This is a genomic window from Bacillus sp. AFS017336, assembly GCF_002555445.1.
In the GTDB taxonomy this organism is placed as follows: domain Bacteria; phylum Bacillota; class Bacilli; order Bacillales; family Bacillaceae_G; genus Gottfriedia.
Genome location: NZ_NUCO01000014.1, coordinates 44,490 through 59,306, shown reverse-complemented (window position 1 = coordinate 59,306; position 14,817 = coordinate 44,490). Strand labels below are relative to the sequence as shown.

Genomic DNA, 14,817 nt, shown 5'->3' with positions numbered 1-14,817 from the left:
AAAAAGAGAGAGAATAGGAGGATTCTTAACTCATAAGGTGCTCATGAGTAAAAAAAAGAGAGAGAATAGGAGAATTCTTAACTCATAATAGCTCCATGAGTTAAAAAAAGAGAGAGAATCAGTGGATTCTTAACTCATAAGGTGTTCATAAGCAATAATAAAAGCAAGATGAAAAAAACGTACTCATATCAGGTTCATGAGTACGTAAATAAGCAAAATTATGAACAACCTCTTCGCATTACCATTACAACCAATATTACTTAACCTATTTAATATTGGAAACTAATTAATAAACTAATTTTTAAACACTATGTACTAGTAAAGATGTTAGTAATGTTTTAAATAAAATAAAGTTTCAATATTAAAACAGTTCCAATTGCACCAAATACAACAAAGATAATATGTAATCTAAATAATGATAAGATAATTGCGACGGCCCCACCAATTAAACCGACGCTCATATTTCCTTTTTGAACACTAAGTATGCCAGGGAAAATTAATGCACCTAATGCAGCATATGGGACCCCTTTTAGCCACGATGTTACCCAATTTGGAAACTGAATCCGATCAACTAAAAAAACTGGAATAATTCGAGGAATCATTGTGACTAAGCACATTCCTAATACAAGTAAAAAGATAATCATTCTTTGGAATCTCCTCTCATTAAACCAATTGCAAGGAAACTAGCAAGGATTGATGACAAAATTAATGACCAGCCTTGAGTTAATATTGTTGAAAAAAAGAAATTTAAAAGCATACTAACTAAAACAATTACGCATGCTCGCCAATTTGTTCGAATGGCTGGTGTTAATAATCCAATAAACATAGCGTATAATGAAATACCCATGCTTTCACTAATGATTTTAGGGATTAGCTTTGAGAAAATAACTCCTAAAATTGTCCCACTAATCCAAGTAATGTAAGCAATTGTATGTAAAGTAATTAAATAAGTAGATGAATAACTAGTTTTACTGTTTTTTTTACCTAAAGTTGTAACAGCAAAATTTTCATCTGTTAGTGTAATAGATAAGTAGACTCGATCCCAAAAGGGTAGCGTTTTAAATTGATGATTAAATGATAGACTCATAACAAAGTTTCTAAAATTTAAAATAAAAGTAGCGATATAAATTTGAAAAAAACTCACGCCTGCTAAATACATTGATAACCCCATAAACTGACTTGCACCAGCATATACTAGCGCACTGAATGAAAGAGTATTTACTACATCAATGTCTGCTTGCTTTGCGATTAATCCAAATGTAAAAGCTACAGGCAAATATCCAATGATTAATGGAACAGCTGCTAAGAATCCTTCCTTTATTTCTTTAGTCCGATTAGCTTTCGATTGCGTCGGTTTTGATTGCTGCAAAACAGTAGACATATAAAAAAAGAACTCCTTTCAATAAAAGTATCCAGTAGAGCTTAGAACGTAAGCTTATTAATTATTCCTAATGCCATAAAAGATTGTCATATGATTATACTATAAATTGTTTAGAATTTTCGTAATAATTAAATTTAATTTCAATAAATTTGAAAGCATTTTTAAATTTTACAATTACTATTGAAGTTAAAAAGTAGAAATTTTAAACATGATATAACTGAAGTATCATCCGTGAAACTTATAAATATAAGGTAATATTTCCACATAATAAATGATCAGGACTACTAGTAATAATAAAGTTGGCCATATTTTTTTAAACATTTTCCCACCCAATTAATAAAATTGTTTATTAAAAAGTGTGCCGAAATTTAAGTGAAATTATTCCATATAAATGAAAATCTAAAGTTATTATTGCGTGCATTCGTGAAAGTTTCTAAAAAATCTAGAAGATTTTATGTTAAAGCTTAAAATTTTTCTAAATACATTTACTATTTGTATTCATAAAAACAAGTGTGAATTAATAATTTGTACCAATCGGTGTATTAACTACTTTTAATACTAAATAAAAAACAATTCTGTTATAATGTTAACTAGAATGTAAGTTGAGAAGGGATGTAAGTTGATGGGGGATTTAAATATTGGTATTGCATTTGGAGCGGGATTTCTCTCCTTTATTTCTCCATGCTGTTTACCGATTTATCCAGCGTTTTTGTCGTATATAACAGGGGTATCTTTAAGTGATTTGCAAAATGAGAAAAGAATACATAAAAGTAAAACTTTACTACATACATTGTTTTTTTTACTAGGTTTTACGTTAATTTTCATTGTATTAGGGTTTAGTACTTCAATAATTGGTTCTTTTTTTATGAGGTATCAAGATTTTATTCGTCAAGTTGGAGCAATATTAATTGTATTTTTAGGTTTAGTAGTTACAGGAATTTTTCAACCGAAGTTTTTAATGAGTGATCGACGATTTCAATTTTCAAGACGTCCATCTGGATTTCTAGGTTCTACATTAATTGGGTTAGCATTTGCAGCAGGGTGGACACCTTGTACTGGACCAATTTTAACTTCAGTATTTGCATTAGCAGTGAGTAATCCTGGTTCTAGTCTATTTTATATGTTAGCGTATACACTTGGGTTTTCGATTCCATTCTTTGTATTGTCATTTTATTTAGGTTCATTAACTTGGATTAAAAAGAATTCACATAAAATCGTAGTTTTCGGTGGATATATAATGATTATTATGGGAATCATGTTATATTTTGACTGGTTAACTAAAATTACAATTTATTTCACTAGATTTTTTGGCGGATTTACAGGTTTTTAATGATATTTAAAGTTAAAACTGAAATGTCAAGTGATAAAAATATGCAGGTTTTGAAGTTAATGGATTTGCAACAGTAAAGAAGAAACTGTATTATATAATCAGTTTAAATAAGGAAATATTTTTCTTAAAGATATAGATAAAAGGTAGTGAAAAAAATGAGTAAAAATATGAGTATAATATTTAGCACAGTTATAGCAACTTGTATGGCATTAGGCGTAATTGTAGTTAGAATAAAAGCTGCTAAAAAGCCTACAAACTTAAGAAAAATAATTTTACCTCCATTTTTTATGAGTTCTGGAGCGTTAATGTACTTAGTACCGGAGTTCAGACTAACAGGAACTGAAGTTTTAGAAGCTGTTTGTATGGGGATTTTCTTTTCGTTATTCCTTATTAAAACGTCTAAATTTGAAATTGTAGACAATGAAATTTATTTAAAAAGATCAAAATCATTCGTATTTATCTTACTTGGTTTATTAGTTGTTCGTATCGTTATGAAGTTATACTTAAGTTCGTCAATTGATGTAGGCCAATTAAGTGGTATGTTCTTCTTACTAGCTTTTTCAATGATTGTTCCTTGGAGATTAGCAATGTACAAATCATATCAAAAGTTGAGAAGACAACTTCCTTCAAATACAATTATTACATGATAAAACGTGTACCGTTTCGGTACACGTTTTATTTTTGAAAAAAATTAAGTTTTGATTTTATTTTGCAAGTAAATGCTTATAATCTGTGAAATCGATTTCTTTTTTCTTTAAAGTTTTAACTAAAAAAGCATGATCTCGTCTCGGTGTTGCTTTAATATAACCTTCAATAATTAAACCTTGTGTAATTTGTGTTGCGTTATTAAGTAGTGCTAATTCACCGATTTTACCTGCAATTTTATCTCGAGCAATATCTCTAAATAAAGATGGTACAGGTTTTACTAATTCTTCTAGTAAATCTTTTTGTTCAGATGACCAAAAATCTTTTGTTTTTAGTAAATATTCTTCCTGCCAATCTAAGATTGATTTTCCATCCTCTTTCGGCATTCGTTTTAAAAACTTTCTGAACATAAAGTATCCGCCTATTGACATCATTCCTAATAAGAAAATTGTCCATAAGACAATCATAATTTGTGAAAAGAATGAAAACATATGTATCCTCCTTGTATTAGGTAACATAACACTATTATAGTAAGAAAATATGACAAGTATCAAGCCAGTACATAGGATTTTTGTCAAAAAATGACCATTTATTTTTAAGTACTAGTTTCATTTTAGGTATTTGAATCATATAGTAGATAAAACGAAGAAAAAAGTCGTAGAGGAGGCTAAAGATGTGAAACAAACTAAATTCTCTTCTCACTTTACTTTTTTAAGTGTTTTATTTTACTTGGCCGCAAGTTCCATCTTCCTTATCGTACTGTACAAGTTAATTTCAATGTTACTTGGCAATGGGAATGATTTAAAAACTTATTTACAAATTGCGGTTGTAATCATTGTTTTAAGTATTACAGCTTTCCGGTTAATAAGAAGTGATATTGTGTTAATTCAAGATGATATTATTATTCATAAAGGTATTCTTACTCTTAAATTTAAAATTCATGATATTACAGAAATTAAACAATTAGTTGAAGTCTATGGAAAAAATAAAGAACTTATTACATTATTAATTCATATAAATGAATCGATTCAACCGATTATTTTAACACTTGAAAATCCAAAAGCTTTTATTAGAGAGCTATTAAAATTGAATTCAGAAATAAAATTTGATGAAGAATTGATTGTTCTAGTAAATAAAAACAATTAAAAATAAAGGGGTCGTCCACTCATGGGCGACCCTATTTATATTCGATAAATATTGTTGAGTTGATTTTATGTTCCATTAGTCGTAAAAAATGAATTATTGTCTAATGTGAGTGTTATGAATAGTTAGGATAAACCCTTTATGTTACAATATTGAATAGTACATAAATGTAGGGGGAATAAAGCACTAATGAGTAAAAAGAAGAAATCTAATAGTAATCAAACTTTTGCTATTTCTGTGTTTATTGGTATCGTAGTTTTAGTTGGAGCGTTATTCTTAGTTTCACATCTACAAAAGAAAAAAACGGAAGAAGTTTACCCAACTATAGCTGGAGTAAGTGATGTAAAGGTTGATGGTTTTGATACAAAGGATCAGCCAACATTTAGTAATAAAGACGCAAAGGTTGAAGTAGTTGAATTTGGTGACTACAAATGTCCAATCTGTGCACAGTGGAATAAAATCGTATTTCCACAACTTAAAGCTGATTATATTGACAAAGGTTTAATCAATTTTTCATTTATTAACTATCCATTTATTTCGAAGGATTCAAACTTAGCAGCTCTTGCATCTGAAGTTATCTATAAAACGCACAAAGATTCATTTTGGAAATTTCAAGAGCAAATTTATTTAAAGCAAGAAGATGAAACAACAACTTGGGCAACACCAGATAAATTAGCAAGTATTGCGAAATCTGTTATTCCGGATTTAAATGTAAAACAATTTAAAAAAGACTTATATAAAAAAGACGCAATGAAACAAGTTGCTAATGATGTTGCGATTGCTGGCCATTATGGCGTAAACGGTACTCCTACAATTTTTGTAAATGGAAAAGCAGTTGATAATCCAAGTTTAGAATCAATAAAAGCAGCTATTGATGCTGAGGTAAATAAATAAGATTAAAAGAGGTATGCGAGCATAATCGCATACCTTTTTTGTACAAGTTTATTGTTTCTTTTTCACACGTGCATCTGCTTGAGCTGAACGCTCTTGCGCTTGCATATCCTCTTGGTCAGCTAATTCTGCTGAGTACTCAACATCTAGTCCATCTGGTGTTATATTCTGATTAATTTTATTTGTTCCATTACTTTTTTTCTTCAACTTAAAAACCCTCCATTAAATTAAAAATTACATATCGTGACTACTATGTTTTTTCTGTCTAGAATGATTTTGATTCTTTACTTTATGAGAACCACTTAATGGTTTTGGTTGCCCACTTTCATGATCGATTGGGCTATTTCGTTTTGACGATTTGTTTGTCATTCTTGTCACCTTCCTTTATGAATAGCTTTAGTTGTATTGAAAAAAATATGCCACAATGAAAAATTTACTAATTCTAAAATGTAAGCGTTTTAATCAATTTTTCCTACTAATTTTTGATAACCATTTTCCATATAATAAATAAATTAATGAAAGGGAGGAATTTATATGATTTAATTCAGCTTTGAATCATTAATAATAGAAAGTTTGAGAAAATTATTTTTCATAATTTTAAGATAAAAAAACGACAAACAATTTTTAAATATATATTTTCTAAGAAATTACTAGAGTAAAAGTTAATTTTTTTAGTTTGTCTGACTCTTTTGATGTATGAAACAAGTAATTTGACCAATACTAGTAATAGTCAAAATGAAAGAGGAGACTGATACTGATTATGCAAGTTCTAGCGGTTTGTCTTATATATTCGGGTGTGATCGTACTCTATCTCTTGTTCAAGAAAGTTCAATATAATAAGAGACAAAGAAACGTGATTAATTTTTTCCTATACTATAATCGAAGAAAAAGTAATGTTAATAGAGAGACAAAAAGAACTGGTGACATTATTTATTTAATGCCGCAATCGACAATGAACAGAGGTATTCTAAGAAAACGTAAAGATGATTTTGAGTAATGATCAAAAAAAATTTAAAAATAGCAAGCAATTTGGCGATTGCTTGCTATTTTTTTGTTCATAAATTGGCGACGGAGAAGAAAAATTGACGGATTTAGTAGTGTACAACTACCAATAAATCGTCGAGTTTACTTTATTGTCTTTTTTTAGTCTTTTTATTGTTTAATTTATAATCTGCTGAAAGTGGCTCTTGTGCAGTTTCTTCATTAAAACCAGCAGCTTTTCCTTGCTCAACGGATGCAGACATACCACTACCTGAATTATTTTTACGTCTAGACATGTAAATTCCTCCTTAAATATAAGGCTCTATGATTTATTTTCTGTATATCTTCATAAAAACGCCTGAGAATTAATTGAACAAAGCCTTTTATAAAAAATAGTCTTTCCTTAATTTTTTTAAGTAGCCTAATTATCTTTATGGTAATTTTTGTGAGGAGAAAACAATCTGTATACATAAAGTCATGGTTAAGTAAAAAAACATTGGTCTTTTAGACTGATATTACAAACCGTTTTCATTGTTCGTGAATATATTGACATAAGTCTTCTATTTTCTGATTGAACTAAATTATTGTGAAAAGTCTTCCTATTAGGATGGCTTTTTTTTATTTATTAAAAAGGAGAAATGACAATGACAAATCCAACTTATCACGAAAGAAATTTATCAAATTTAATTAGTTAGCTCCAAATACAAAGCAGGCAGCCTTAAAATGGTATAAATACTGCGTAAAAAACAATATAAATGTTTTGATTTACGAACCTACCCGCACAAAGGAGCGTCAAGAAGAACTTAACCTTGTATTTGTGTATATAGGGTTTGTTTGCGTGGTGAGAATAAAACATATTCAATTTTAAAATGAAAAAATCATACTTATTATGATTCATGTGTAATAAAAAAATGTATGCCACTAATTAACAACTGATATTTTAACCACTTAACCCTAATAAACCATTAAATAAATGAAGATCTACCAAGTAATACATAAGTATATGGTAGTTTTACCATTGATTGGAGTATAGTGTGAAATGCTTAGTTATTGATATAATAAAGATATATAACGTCTCCCGAATTGATTTTTAAGAGAGGTTATTGAGTAATTGCTTAGTTTTTTTATAACTAAAAAAATTAAATTTTCCTCAAATGACATTTGTTAATTTAACATAAAAATTTAAATTTTTTGTAAAACCAATTGGTATATTAGTAAAAGATTATTAAATTTCCTATTCGATAAATTTAGTCATAAGTAATTCTTATGATAAAAGAAGAGGAAACTATTAGTATTATTAAGTTTCCTTTTCATTGTGCTCACATAATGCTCACATTTCATTTGTCTTTTTCGAAAAAGATTCTTCAAAACGAGAGGCAGATTGTTGTTGAATGGTTGGTGTGAGGTGACTGTACACATTCAAAGTGGTTTGGACGTTTTTATGACCTAATCGTTCTTGAACGATTTTTGGGTTTTCTCCATTTTCTAACATGATCGTTGCGTGGGTGTGGCGTAACCCGTGTAATTTCACATGTGGTAAATGAAGATTCTTTGAAAAGCGTTGTAAAAAGTGAGCTGCACTTGCTGGATTATACAATTTTAATGGTTCAGTACCATCGAAAATAGTTGATTCATCAGTTACTTTTAGTCCGTATTGCAAGTATTCTTTTTTCTGGTGTATTTTATATTCAGTTAACTGTTCTAATACATAATCAGAAATTGCAATATTTCGTATGGAAGAAGGGGTTTTTGGAGAAGTTATAATTATCCCTTTTCCATTTTGTGAAATTGTTGTTTTTGTAACTGATATTTGTTTCTTCCAGTAATCAATATCTTTCCATTGCAGTGCAGAAATTTCTCCACGGCGCATACCTGTATAAATGGCAAGTAAGAAAAATAAGCGTTCCTTGTAATATTCCCGTTTTTCTAAGAAATCTAAAAACGTAATACATTGATCAATGGACCATGTATCTGGTATCTTCTTTTCTTTCTTTGGTAGCTTCACTTTCTTTAATGGACTATTTTTTACAATTTCCCAATCCAAAGCGTATTTGAAAATGATTTGGAAGTACACATGAATGTATTGAACAGTAGATGCGCTTAAACCATCCTCATACAACTCATGATAGTGTTTTTGAATCATCTGGGCATTTACCTTATTAATATTCATAGCGCCGAATTTAGGTAAAATATGATTTCTTACTGTGTATTCAGAGTTTTGGATGGAAAGAGGCTTTAATTCTTGTTTTCGAATTTCTTGCGCTCTACTCCAAACTTCTTTTACTGTAATATTTTTTGATTCGAAATATACACCTTTTTCAACTTCGCTAATCATTTCAGCGCAAGCAGCCTGTGCTTCTTTTTTAGTTTTAAACCCACTACGAGTTTTTTGTCTTCTTTTTCCTGTAATAGGATCTTTACCTAAATCAACTGCAAAACTCCATTTGTCGCCACGTTTTCTAAAACTGCCTTTCATAATATCACCTCATAATCATTATAGTTTTCTAAATAGGATTATCCGATACTCAAAATTTGGTAACGATTGATTAATTGATTAAAACGCTTTTCACACAAATGATAAGGAACTTTAAAAACTTTCTGTAAAGCAATAGGATTCTCCCAATGACGATTTTCAACCAAGTGGTATGGCATGGTAGCATATAAGGTAAATCGCTGCGCATCCCATTCCTGGTATTCAATAAACGATTTTGGTAAATTCATTTGATTTCCTACGTGCCTTAGCGAATGGCATAATTCATGGAAAAATACTTCACGTTGTTCGTATTCACTTAATCGAGAGTCTATGTTTATGCACGTAACCGATTTGATAGTTGTCATGACAGAATCGAATTCCGAATAAGTCAGTAAAATATTTAAACTTTTTGATATTTTTTTGATATTGATATCTTCTGGCGTAAAAATACCAATATTTTTATATAAAGTTGATACGTAATCTTCTAAAACAGTCGTATGCATGTTCCACCTCTAGAATGTATGTTCTGTTTTTTAGTTAAAAGAAAAGCCCTTTAGGGCAATAATGACACCACAGGTGTGTAAATTTTTGAGTGGGTTACTATTTATTTCTTTGTTCCGCCATTTTTGCAACCATTTCAAAGTGCTGTTTTACTAACTCGATTTCGGCTGGAGAAAGATTCTTCCATTTTTCGATATCAAAGAAACTAATGTTTTCGATTCCGTGTTCTTCTACTAATTTTTGAATTTGAGCAAGAGGATTGCCTCCCGTTTCTTCTCTACCTAATATGTAATCAACAGAAACCTCAAATAAATCTGCAATTTTCGTCAACATTTCCTGATCCGGTTGTCTAACTCCGTTTTCATAATTTGAATATCGTTGTCTACTTATTTCTAGCTTTTTTGCTACATCTTCTTGAGTAAGCTTCTTCGAAATGCGCAACCTTCTTAAATTTTCTTTTAACATTTTAATTATCCTCAAAGTTTTTATTTATTAAATTAATTATAATGCAACTATTCGTTGCATAAAACAAAAGCAACAAAAAGTTTATTTTTTATATTGACAGCAACGAAACGTTGCATTATATTTGAATTACAGAGCAACGATTCGTTGCTAAAAAGAGAGTTGGTGAAACAAAATGAGAGAATGGTTAGTTCGTGCTAGGCAACAAAAAAAGCTTACTCATGAACAGGTTGCTAATGAAGTAGGCATATCAAGACAATATTATTCAATGATTGAAAACGGAGAACGATCTCCAAGTGTTAATGTAAGTAAAAAAATTGCCTTAGTTTTAAATTTTGATTGGACAATTTTTTTTGAAACAAATAGCAACGAATCGTGTCAAAGGGCAACTTGATTTATAGTTAGTTTCCGTAAAACAAAATTATTAATACAAGGAGATGAAGAAGTGCAATCGATTGAAGAATTACCAATTATTTTAACAGCAGATCACGTTGCAAACATTTTAAGTTGCACCAAGAGTCATGTATACGAGGTGATGGAAAGAAAAGATTTTCCATTAATCCGAGTAGGAAGATTAAAACGTGTTAACAGAGATCAGTTTTTTGATTGGTTAAGTAAACAAAGATAAAGGAGGACCTAAATGACTACTTTATTAGTAATGTATTTCATGGTTGGTTTTGGATTAGCTGGATTTTTAGCTTTTATGATGATAGCTCCTAAGAGTATAAAGGCATTATTTAATAAATGGTTGTGGAATCCCGAAGGGGAGTAACCATTAGTGGACAAGCATTGAAGGGTGGTGAGAGGGATGGAGAAGAACGAAAAAACAACCCCAGCTGCAACTGAGGTTGAACAAAGTAAAAACTGTATCATTTGTAAGGAACAAATTGGTCAACTTGAATTAGACAATAATGAGTGGATTTGTGAAACTTGCGCGCAAGTAATGAGTGACTTAGGGCACTCGTTAACACATGACTAATTTATTTGATTCTATTCCATATATACGTAAATTGAGATGCCTCAGATTCTAAAGCGGTTAATTTATCTTCGTTTAATTCATTATCTGAAAACAAGCGGCCTTTTTGAATATTTAGAACTGAGTATTGAATATCTTCGGGTTGGGACTTCTCATAAACTGAAGTATTAAGCATCGTAAGTGTAGATGCAATATTGTATCGATCCACTTTCTCATTTTTACCTTTGAAGTACAACTTAATTAAATGAGGTTCATTATCAATATATATTCCTACTTCAGGAGTTGAACGTATAAATAAATCTTCATAAATCCAATGAGATTTACCTGGATTAATCCATAATGTTTCTTTTCCTTTTATGAATTTTAAGTACATTTTAATGGATTGAATATAATTATCTTTTTTTCTTTGGTCGACACGGGAAATTAAATTTTCAAAAGTATCAATGTCTAAGTTGTTTTTGTGAAAACTTATTATTTCATCGCGTAATTGTTTCCAATAATCAAACGCTGGATGATATTCGGTTTGAGTTTTAATTTTTCTAATAGCATTCATTTTCGCTGCACTATTTTTTAAAGTAAATTCTAGAAATTGAGTTAGACCGATTTGAATTTTTGTATCTTGTTTAATCAATAGTATCACCTCCTTCTAACTCGTACATATTCGACAAGAAGTGAGGAATAACCTTTAGGAGGAGAAACAGTGAAAAACATTTTAGAAGCACAAGTTAGATTAGAAGTAGCGTTAGAAGGTATGCAGCGTTTTCCAAACGTACCAGTAGCAGCGATTAAGCAAGTTGAACAAGCTGTTGAATTATTAAAAGGTGAAACAAATGATTTAGACAAAAAATCTAATGTTGAACAAAGATATAAAGAATTTAAAGCAGTAGTAGACAAAAAGCTTAATGAAATATTTAACACTCTTCTTGAAGCTGTGGTACATGAAGAAAAGTTTGAAATAAAGATTATAGATAAACATGGTGAACGAATAGTTCCGATTAGTCGAGAAGAATATCTAGATCATGCAATTAATTGGTGTTTAGAAGCTTTTGTATCAATAGATGAAGAATTAGAAGTGGGGGAAGTTAAATGAGTAATTTACAAGTTATCAACCAAAATGGAGCTCGAGTATTAACTACACAGCAATTAGCAGAATCATACGGAACTGACGACAGAAGGGTTTCGGAAAATTTCAATCGCAACAAAAATCGTTTCCAAGAAGTCAAACACTTCATTTGTTTAAAAGGTGAAGAATTAAAACGCTTTAAGAGCGAATACGCAAATTGCGTGTCTGCAAATATCAACGTTTTATACCTTTGGACGGAAAAAGGAGCGTGGCTTCATGCAAAATCTTTAAATACAGACGAAGCTTGGAATGCTTATGAAATGTTAGTTGATGAATATTACAACATTAAACAAAATGCAATTGATACTTCTCAACTAAGCCCAGAGCTACAAATGTTTAGTCAAATTTTTAACACGTTAGCAAATAGTCAAATAGAACAAAATCGATTAAGCAAAGAAATAGAAGAAACAAAACAACAGGTACATAACATCAGTGAGATCGTTGCTTTAAATACAATCGACTGGAGAAAGGAAACAACTGAAATCATTAACAAAATTGCTCGTAAAACTGGTGGACATAAACAATATCAAGAAATAAGAAATGAAAGTTACAAATTATTAGACGAACGTGCAGAGTCGAATATAAAACAACGTCTAACGAACAAGCAAAGAAAAATGGCTTTAGAGGGTGTAGCCAAATCTAAAATTGATAAAGTTTCTAGGCTAGATGTAATTGAGGAAGATAAAAGATTACTAGAAATATATTTATCTGTAGTTAAAGAAATGGCAATTAAATATCAGGTCCAAATAAATTCAGCATCATAATTTTTAAACCAATTTGCGAAAAAATACGAAAAAAATTTGGAATATTTTAAAAAACACAAATAAAAAAAGCTGACCGGAAGGGTCAACTCTTAATAATGCCTCGACACCATTATTATATGTGCTGACTCCTGGAATATGCAAGTGGAGGGAAAATGATGAGTATTGTAAGCCAAGAAGAATTTGGTTCATTAAAAGGAAAGTTTAGTCAATTAGCATTTAAAAAAGCGTTATTAGAAGAGCAGTTAAAAGATCGTGATGAAGAAATTAGAAGTCTTCACAACAAGTTAGGCTACGAAGCCATTAGTTTAAGAAGCGTTACTGATGAGAATAACCGTTTGAAATATGAAAATATGATGATTCAGAAACAACTTATTGAAATAAGTGAATACATGGTTCTACTAGAGCAAGACAAGAGTAGTCTGGTACATGGTCTTAAAATCTTAATTGACGGAGGTAGAACATGTTAACTCAAGAACAAATTTCTCAACGCGTTAAATCAATTGGTGGTAGCGATGCAGCTACAGTATTAGGTCTTAACAAATATAAATCTAAAGTAGAACTTTGGCTTGAAAAAACTGGTCAGATTGAAATTGAACAAAAGAATTCATGGCCAATTATTTGGGGGAACCTTTCAGAAGATAATGTAGCAAAACTGTTTGAAATGGAAACAGGTAAAAAAGTACGTAGAAACAACCAATTATTAATTCATCCAGAACATGAATTTATGAGCGCAAATTTAGATCGAGTAGTAGTTGGTGAAAAAGCAATATTGGAATGCAAGACCGCAACAGGGTGGAAAGCAAAGGAATGGCTAGATGATGAAGTTCCAGTATCGTATTTAATCCAATGCTTACATTACCTTGCAGTAACAGGATACGAAAGAGCATATATTGCATGCATGATTGATAACTCTAAATTTGTTTGGAAAACAATTGAACGTGATGAGGAATTAATCGAAAACCTTATTGCTGCAGAAACTGAATTTTTGAACTATAACGTATTACAAAATGTCCCTCCTGCTTTTGATGGATCGGATGCTGCAACTGATTTATTAGGTCGATTATATCCAACAGCTGAAGAGGAAAGTGAAATTGAACTACCAGATGAAGCTGATGAGTTAATTCAAAAATTAGAAGAAGCAAAACAATACGAAAAGATTTGGGTTGAGAATAAAAAGCTAGCTGAAAACAAGTTAAAAGCTTTATTAGGCACTTATGAAACTGGTTATGCGGGCGATCACGTTATCACTTGGAAAAATGTAGAACAAAATAGAGTCGATTCCAAAGTGTTGAAGGAAAAATATCCTGAAGTTTACCAATCAGTTTTGAAAACAAATTCATATAGAAAGTTTGGTGTTAAGTGATGGCAACAAATGAATCGTTAAAAAATCAAATTACAAACAAAAAAACTGGTGAAGTACCACTGACCCCTGCTCAGCAAGTTAGCAGCTACTTAAAAGCTTATGAAGGTACATTTCAACAAATTGCACCTAAACACTTTAATACAGAACGTTTTCAACGTATTGCATTATCAGAAATTCGAAAGAATCCTAAATTATTAGAATGCTCAGTACCTTCATTGATGTCAGCTGTACTTCAATCTGTAAAGTTAGGACTTGAGCCTGGTTTATTTGGACAAGCATATCTAATTCCTTATGGAAAAGAAGTTCAATTTCAAATTGGTTACCGAGGATTAATTGAATTATCACAACGTAGTGGACGAATTTTGAAAATCCAAGCTCGTGAAGTCTATGAAAACGATGAATTCGAAGTTTCATATGGAATTGACGATAACATCATTCATAAACCTGCATTAGATGTAGATCGAGGAAAAGTAAGGCTCTATTACGCAGTTGCATGGTTTAAAGATGGTGGAGCTCAATTTGAATTAATGTCAATCAGTGATGTTGAAAAGCATCGAGATAAATTTAGTAAAACAGCTAAGTTTGGACCATGGAAAGACCACTTTGACGAAATGGCTAAGAAAACAGTTTTAAAGAAATTAGTTAAACAACTTCCGATGGATGTTGAGTTCCAAGAAGCAGTTCAAGAGGATGAAACAGTCCGCAAAACTATTACAGATGAGCCAGAAATATTACAAGCAGAATTTGAAATTGTGGATCAACCTGAAATATCAGTTGAATAATC

Annotated in this window: 23 protein-coding genes; 13 read left to right on the top strand and 10 right to left on the bottom strand. The window is 30.7% G+C overall.

Going from position 1 to position 14,817, the window contains the following annotated elements; translation table 11 throughout:
- Positions 1-338: 338 nt before the first annotated feature.
- Both CN601_RS07135 and CN601_RS07130 read right to left on the bottom strand, forming a co-directional pair.
- Positions 339-644, bottom strand: coding sequence for an AzlD domain-containing protein (locus CN601_RS07135; RefSeq protein ID WP_098170617.1), 306 nt, complete (start codon positions 642-644; stop codon positions 339-341).
- Positions 641-1,381 carry an AzlC family ABC transporter permease gene (locus CN601_RS07130; RefSeq protein ID WP_098170616.1) on the bottom strand — a complete coding sequence of 247 codons (741 nt, stop codon included), beginning with the start codon at positions 1,379-1,381 and terminating at the stop codon, positions 641-643. The genes CN601_RS07135 and CN601_RS07130 overlap by 4 nt, the downstream gene beginning before the upstream one ends.
- 622 nt (positions 1,382-2,003) lie before the next feature.
- Between CN601_RS07130 and CN601_RS07125 the strand changes: the two genes are divergently transcribed.
- Together CN601_RS07125 and CN601_RS07120 are read left to right on the top strand one after the other, a co-directional pair.
- The gene (locus CN601_RS07125; protein WP_098170615.1) at positions 2,004-2,711 is read left to right on the top strand and encodes a cytochrome c biogenesis CcdA family protein; all 708 of its coding nucleotides are present in this window, start codon (positions 2,004-2,006) and stop codon (positions 2,709-2,711) included.
- Positions 2,712-2,878: 167 nt separating this feature from the next.
- Entirely contained in the window at positions 2,879-3,358 is a 480-nt protein-coding gene (locus tag CN601_RS07120; protein WP_098119820.1) for a CcdC family protein, read from the top strand.
- A gap of 57 nt (positions 3,359-3,415) precedes the next feature.
- Here the strand turns inward: CN601_RS07120 and CN601_RS07115 are convergent, their stop codons facing one another.
- Complete coding sequence (locus tag CN601_RS07115; protein WP_098119739.1) at positions 3,416-3,847, bottom strand: DUF2621 family protein; 432 nt, start codon at positions 3,845-3,847, stop codon at positions 3,416-3,418.
- A 184-nt stretch (positions 3,848-4,031) separates the two neighbouring features.
- Here CN601_RS07115 and CN601_RS07110 point away from each other — a divergent pair, with 184 nt between their 5' ends.
- Together CN601_RS07110 and CN601_RS07105 are read left to right on the top strand one after the other, a co-directional pair.
- Positions 4,032-4,502 (top strand): hypothetical protein, encoded by a 471-nt coding sequence (locus CN601_RS07110; RefSeq protein ID WP_098119740.1) that lies wholly within the window; start codon positions 4,032-4,034, stop codon positions 4,500-4,502.
- Between the two features lie 186 nt (positions 4,503-4,688).
- On the top strand, positions 4,689-5,393 hold the full coding sequence (locus CN601_RS07105) for a DsbA family protein (protein WP_098119741.1): 705 nt from the start codon (positions 4,689-4,691) through the stop codon (positions 5,391-5,393).
- A 48-nt stretch (positions 5,394-5,441) separates the two neighbouring features.
- On the opposite strand, the gene CN601_RS07100 is transcribed toward CN601_RS07105, so the two are convergent.
- From CN601_RS07100 to CN601_RS07065, 6 genes are all read right to left on the bottom strand, one after another.
- The gene (locus CN601_RS07100; RefSeq protein WP_098119742.1) at positions 5,442-5,597 is read right to left on the bottom strand and encodes a YfhD family protein; all 156 of its coding nucleotides are present in this window, start codon (positions 5,595-5,597) and stop codon (positions 5,442-5,444) included.
- Positions 5,598-5,624: 27 nt separating this feature from the next.
- Positions 5,625-5,759: a small acid-soluble spore protein P gene (locus CN601_RS07095; protein WP_098119743.1), complete on the bottom strand. Its 135-nt coding sequence runs from the start codon at positions 5,757-5,759 to the stop codon at positions 5,625-5,627.
- 761 nt (positions 5,760-6,520) lie between these two features.
- A complete protein-coding gene (gene sspO, locus CN601_RS07085; protein ID WP_098119745.1) occupies positions 6,521-6,667 on the bottom strand; it encodes a small acid-soluble spore protein O in 147 nt (48 codons plus the stop codon).
- A 1,034-nt stretch (positions 6,668-7,701) separates the two neighbouring features.
- On the bottom strand, positions 7,702-8,847 hold the full coding sequence (locus CN601_RS07075; RefSeq protein WP_098170614.1) for a site-specific integrase: 1,146 nt from the start codon (positions 8,845-8,847) through the stop codon (positions 7,702-7,704).
- A gap of 38 nt (positions 8,848-8,885) precedes the next feature.
- Positions 8,886-9,347, bottom strand: a complete 462-nt coding sequence (locus CN601_RS07070; protein ID WP_098170613.1) for an ImmA/IrrE family metallo-endopeptidase — start codon at positions 9,345-9,347, stop codon at positions 8,886-8,888.
- 97 nt (positions 9,348-9,444) lie between these two features.
- The gene (locus CN601_RS07065; protein WP_098170612.1) at positions 9,445-9,810 is read right to left on the bottom strand and encodes a helix-turn-helix domain-containing protein; all 366 of its coding nucleotides are present in this window, start codon (positions 9,808-9,810) and stop codon (positions 9,445-9,447) included.
- Positions 9,811-9,982: 172 nt separating this feature from the next.
- Here CN601_RS07065 and CN601_RS07060 point away from each other — a divergent pair, with 172 nt between their 5' ends.
- Genes CN601_RS07060 through CN601_RS26890 form a run of 4 tightly spaced genes read left to right on the top strand, consistent with a single transcriptional unit; the run spans position 9,983 to position 10,786 of the window.
- Positions 9,983-10,201, top strand: a complete 219-nt coding sequence (locus CN601_RS07060) for a helix-turn-helix transcriptional regulator (protein ID WP_098170611.1) — start codon at positions 9,983-9,985, stop codon at positions 10,199-10,201.
- 51 nt (positions 10,202-10,252) lie between these two features.
- A complete protein-coding gene (locus tag CN601_RS07055) occupies positions 10,253-10,435 on the top strand; it encodes an excisionase family DNA-binding protein (RefSeq protein ID WP_098170610.1) in 183 nt (60 codons plus the stop codon).
- Positions 10,436-10,447: 12 nt separating this feature from the next.
- Positions 10,448-10,579 carry a hypothetical protein gene (locus CN601_RS27470; protein ID WP_257131638.1) on the top strand — a complete coding sequence of 44 codons (132 nt, stop codon included), beginning with the start codon at positions 10,448-10,450 and terminating at the stop codon, positions 10,577-10,579.
- 36 nt (positions 10,580-10,615) lie between these two features.
- Positions 10,616-10,786, top strand: a complete 171-nt coding sequence (locus tag CN601_RS26890; RefSeq protein ID WP_179865474.1) for a hypothetical protein — start codon at positions 10,616-10,618, stop codon at positions 10,784-10,786.
- 1 nt (position 10,787) lies between these two features.
- Here CN601_RS26890 and CN601_RS07050 read toward each other — a convergent pair whose 3' ends face one another.
- Entirely contained in the window at positions 10,788-11,411 is a 624-nt protein-coding gene (locus CN601_RS07050; RefSeq protein WP_098170621.1) for a hypothetical protein, read from the bottom strand.
- A 72-nt stretch (positions 11,412-11,483) separates the two neighbouring features.
- Between CN601_RS07050 and CN601_RS07045 the strand changes: the two genes are divergently transcribed.
- The 5 genes from CN601_RS07045 to recT all read left to right on the top strand — a co-directional run bounded on the left by CN601_RS07045 (position 11,484) and on the right by recT (position 14,815).
- Complete coding sequence (locus CN601_RS07045; protein ID WP_098170609.1) at positions 11,484-11,873, top strand: hypothetical protein; 390 nt, start codon at positions 11,484-11,486, stop codon at positions 11,871-11,873.
- Positions 11,870-12,670, top strand: coding sequence for an ORF6N domain-containing protein (locus CN601_RS07040; RefSeq protein WP_098170608.1), 801 nt, complete (start codon positions 11,870-11,872; stop codon positions 12,668-12,670). Before CN601_RS07045 ends, CN601_RS07040 begins: the two co-directional genes overlap by 4 nt.
- A 155-nt stretch (positions 12,671-12,825) precedes the next feature.
- Positions 12,826-13,137 (top strand): Rossmann-fold NAD(P)-binding domain-containing protein, encoded by a 312-nt coding sequence (locus CN601_RS07035; protein WP_098170607.1) that lies wholly within the window; start codon positions 12,826-12,828, stop codon positions 13,135-13,137.
- Entirely contained in the window at positions 13,131-14,033 is a 903-nt protein-coding gene (locus CN601_RS07030; RefSeq protein ID WP_098170606.1) for a YqaJ viral recombinase family nuclease, read from the top strand. Before CN601_RS07035 ends, CN601_RS07030 begins: the two co-directional genes overlap by 7 nt.
- Positions 14,033-14,815 (top strand): recombination protein RecT, encoded by a 783-nt coding sequence (gene recT, locus CN601_RS07025; RefSeq protein WP_098170605.1) that lies wholly within the window; start codon positions 14,033-14,035, stop codon positions 14,813-14,815. The genes CN601_RS07030 and recT overlap by 1 nt, the downstream gene beginning before the upstream one ends.
- Positions 14,816-14,817: the final 2 nt, after the last annotated feature.

What these genes read in the sequence shown, in the direction of transcription:
- CN601_RS07070 (WP_098170613.1), bottom strand. Translation starts at nt 9,347, where the DNA reads ATGCATACGACTGTTTTAGAAGATTACGTATCAACTTTATATAAAAAT.
- CN601_RS07095 (WP_098119743.1), bottom strand. Translation starts at nt 5,759, where the DNA reads ATGACAAACAAATCGTCAAAACGAAATAGCCCAATCGATCATGAAAGT.
- CN601_RS07130 (WP_098170616.1), bottom strand. Translation starts at nt 1,381, where the DNA reads ATGTCTACTGTTTTGCAGCAATCAAAACCGACGCAATCGAAAGCTAAT.
- sspO (WP_098119745.1), bottom strand. Translation starts at nt 6,667, where the DNA reads ATGTCTAGACGTAAAAATAATTCAGGTAGTGGTATGTCTGCATCCGTT.
- CN601_RS07035 (WP_098170607.1), top strand. Translation starts at nt 12,826, where the DNA reads ATGAGTATTGTAAGCCAAGAAGAATTTGGTTCATTAAAAGGAAAGTTT.
- CN601_RS07120 (WP_098119820.1), top strand. Translation starts at nt 2,879, where the DNA reads ATGAGTATAATATTTAGCACAGTTATAGCAACTTGTATGGCATTAGGC.
- CN601_RS07060 (WP_098170611.1), top strand. Translation starts at nt 9,983, where the DNA reads ATGAGAGAATGGTTAGTTCGTGCTAGGCAACAAAAAAAGCTTACTCAT.
- CN601_RS07105 (WP_098119741.1), top strand. Translation starts at nt 4,689, where the DNA reads ATGAGTAAAAAGAAGAAATCTAATAGTAATCAAACTTTTGCTATTTCT.
- CN601_RS07115 (WP_098119739.1), bottom strand. Translation starts at nt 3,847, where the DNA reads ATGTTTTCATTCTTTTCACAAATTATGATTGTCTTATGGACAATTTTC.
- CN601_RS07065 (WP_098170612.1), bottom strand. Translation starts at nt 9,810, where the DNA reads ATGTTAAAAGAAAATTTAAGAAGGTTGCGCATTTCGAAGAAGCTTACT.
- CN601_RS07030 (WP_098170606.1), top strand. Translation starts at nt 13,131, where the DNA reads ATGTTAACTCAAGAACAAATTTCTCAACGCGTTAAATCAATTGGTGGT.
- CN601_RS27470 (WP_257131638.1), top strand. Translation starts at nt 10,448, where the DNA reads ATGACTACTTTATTAGTAATGTATTTCATGGTTGGTTTTGGATTAGCT.
- recT (WP_098170605.1), top strand. Translation starts at nt 14,033, where the DNA reads ATGGCAACAAATGAATCGTTAAAAAATCAAATTACAAACAAAAAAACT.
- CN601_RS26890 (WP_179865474.1), top strand. Translation starts at nt 10,616, where the DNA reads ATGGAGAAGAACGAAAAAACAACCCCAGCTGCAACTGAGGTTGAACAA.
- CN601_RS07040 (WP_098170608.1), top strand. Translation starts at nt 11,870, where the DNA reads ATGAGTAATTTACAAGTTATCAACCAAAATGGAGCTCGAGTATTAACT.
- CN601_RS07075 (WP_098170614.1), bottom strand. Translation starts at nt 8,847, where the DNA reads ATGAAAGGCAGTTTTAGAAAACGTGGCGACAAATGGAGTTTTGCAGTT.
- CN601_RS07125 (WP_098170615.1), top strand. Translation starts at nt 2,004, where the DNA reads ATGGGGGATTTAAATATTGGTATTGCATTTGGAGCGGGATTTCTCTCC.
- CN601_RS07135 (WP_098170617.1), bottom strand. Translation starts at nt 644, where the DNA reads ATGATTATCTTTTTACTTGTATTAGGAATGTGCTTAGTCACAATGATT.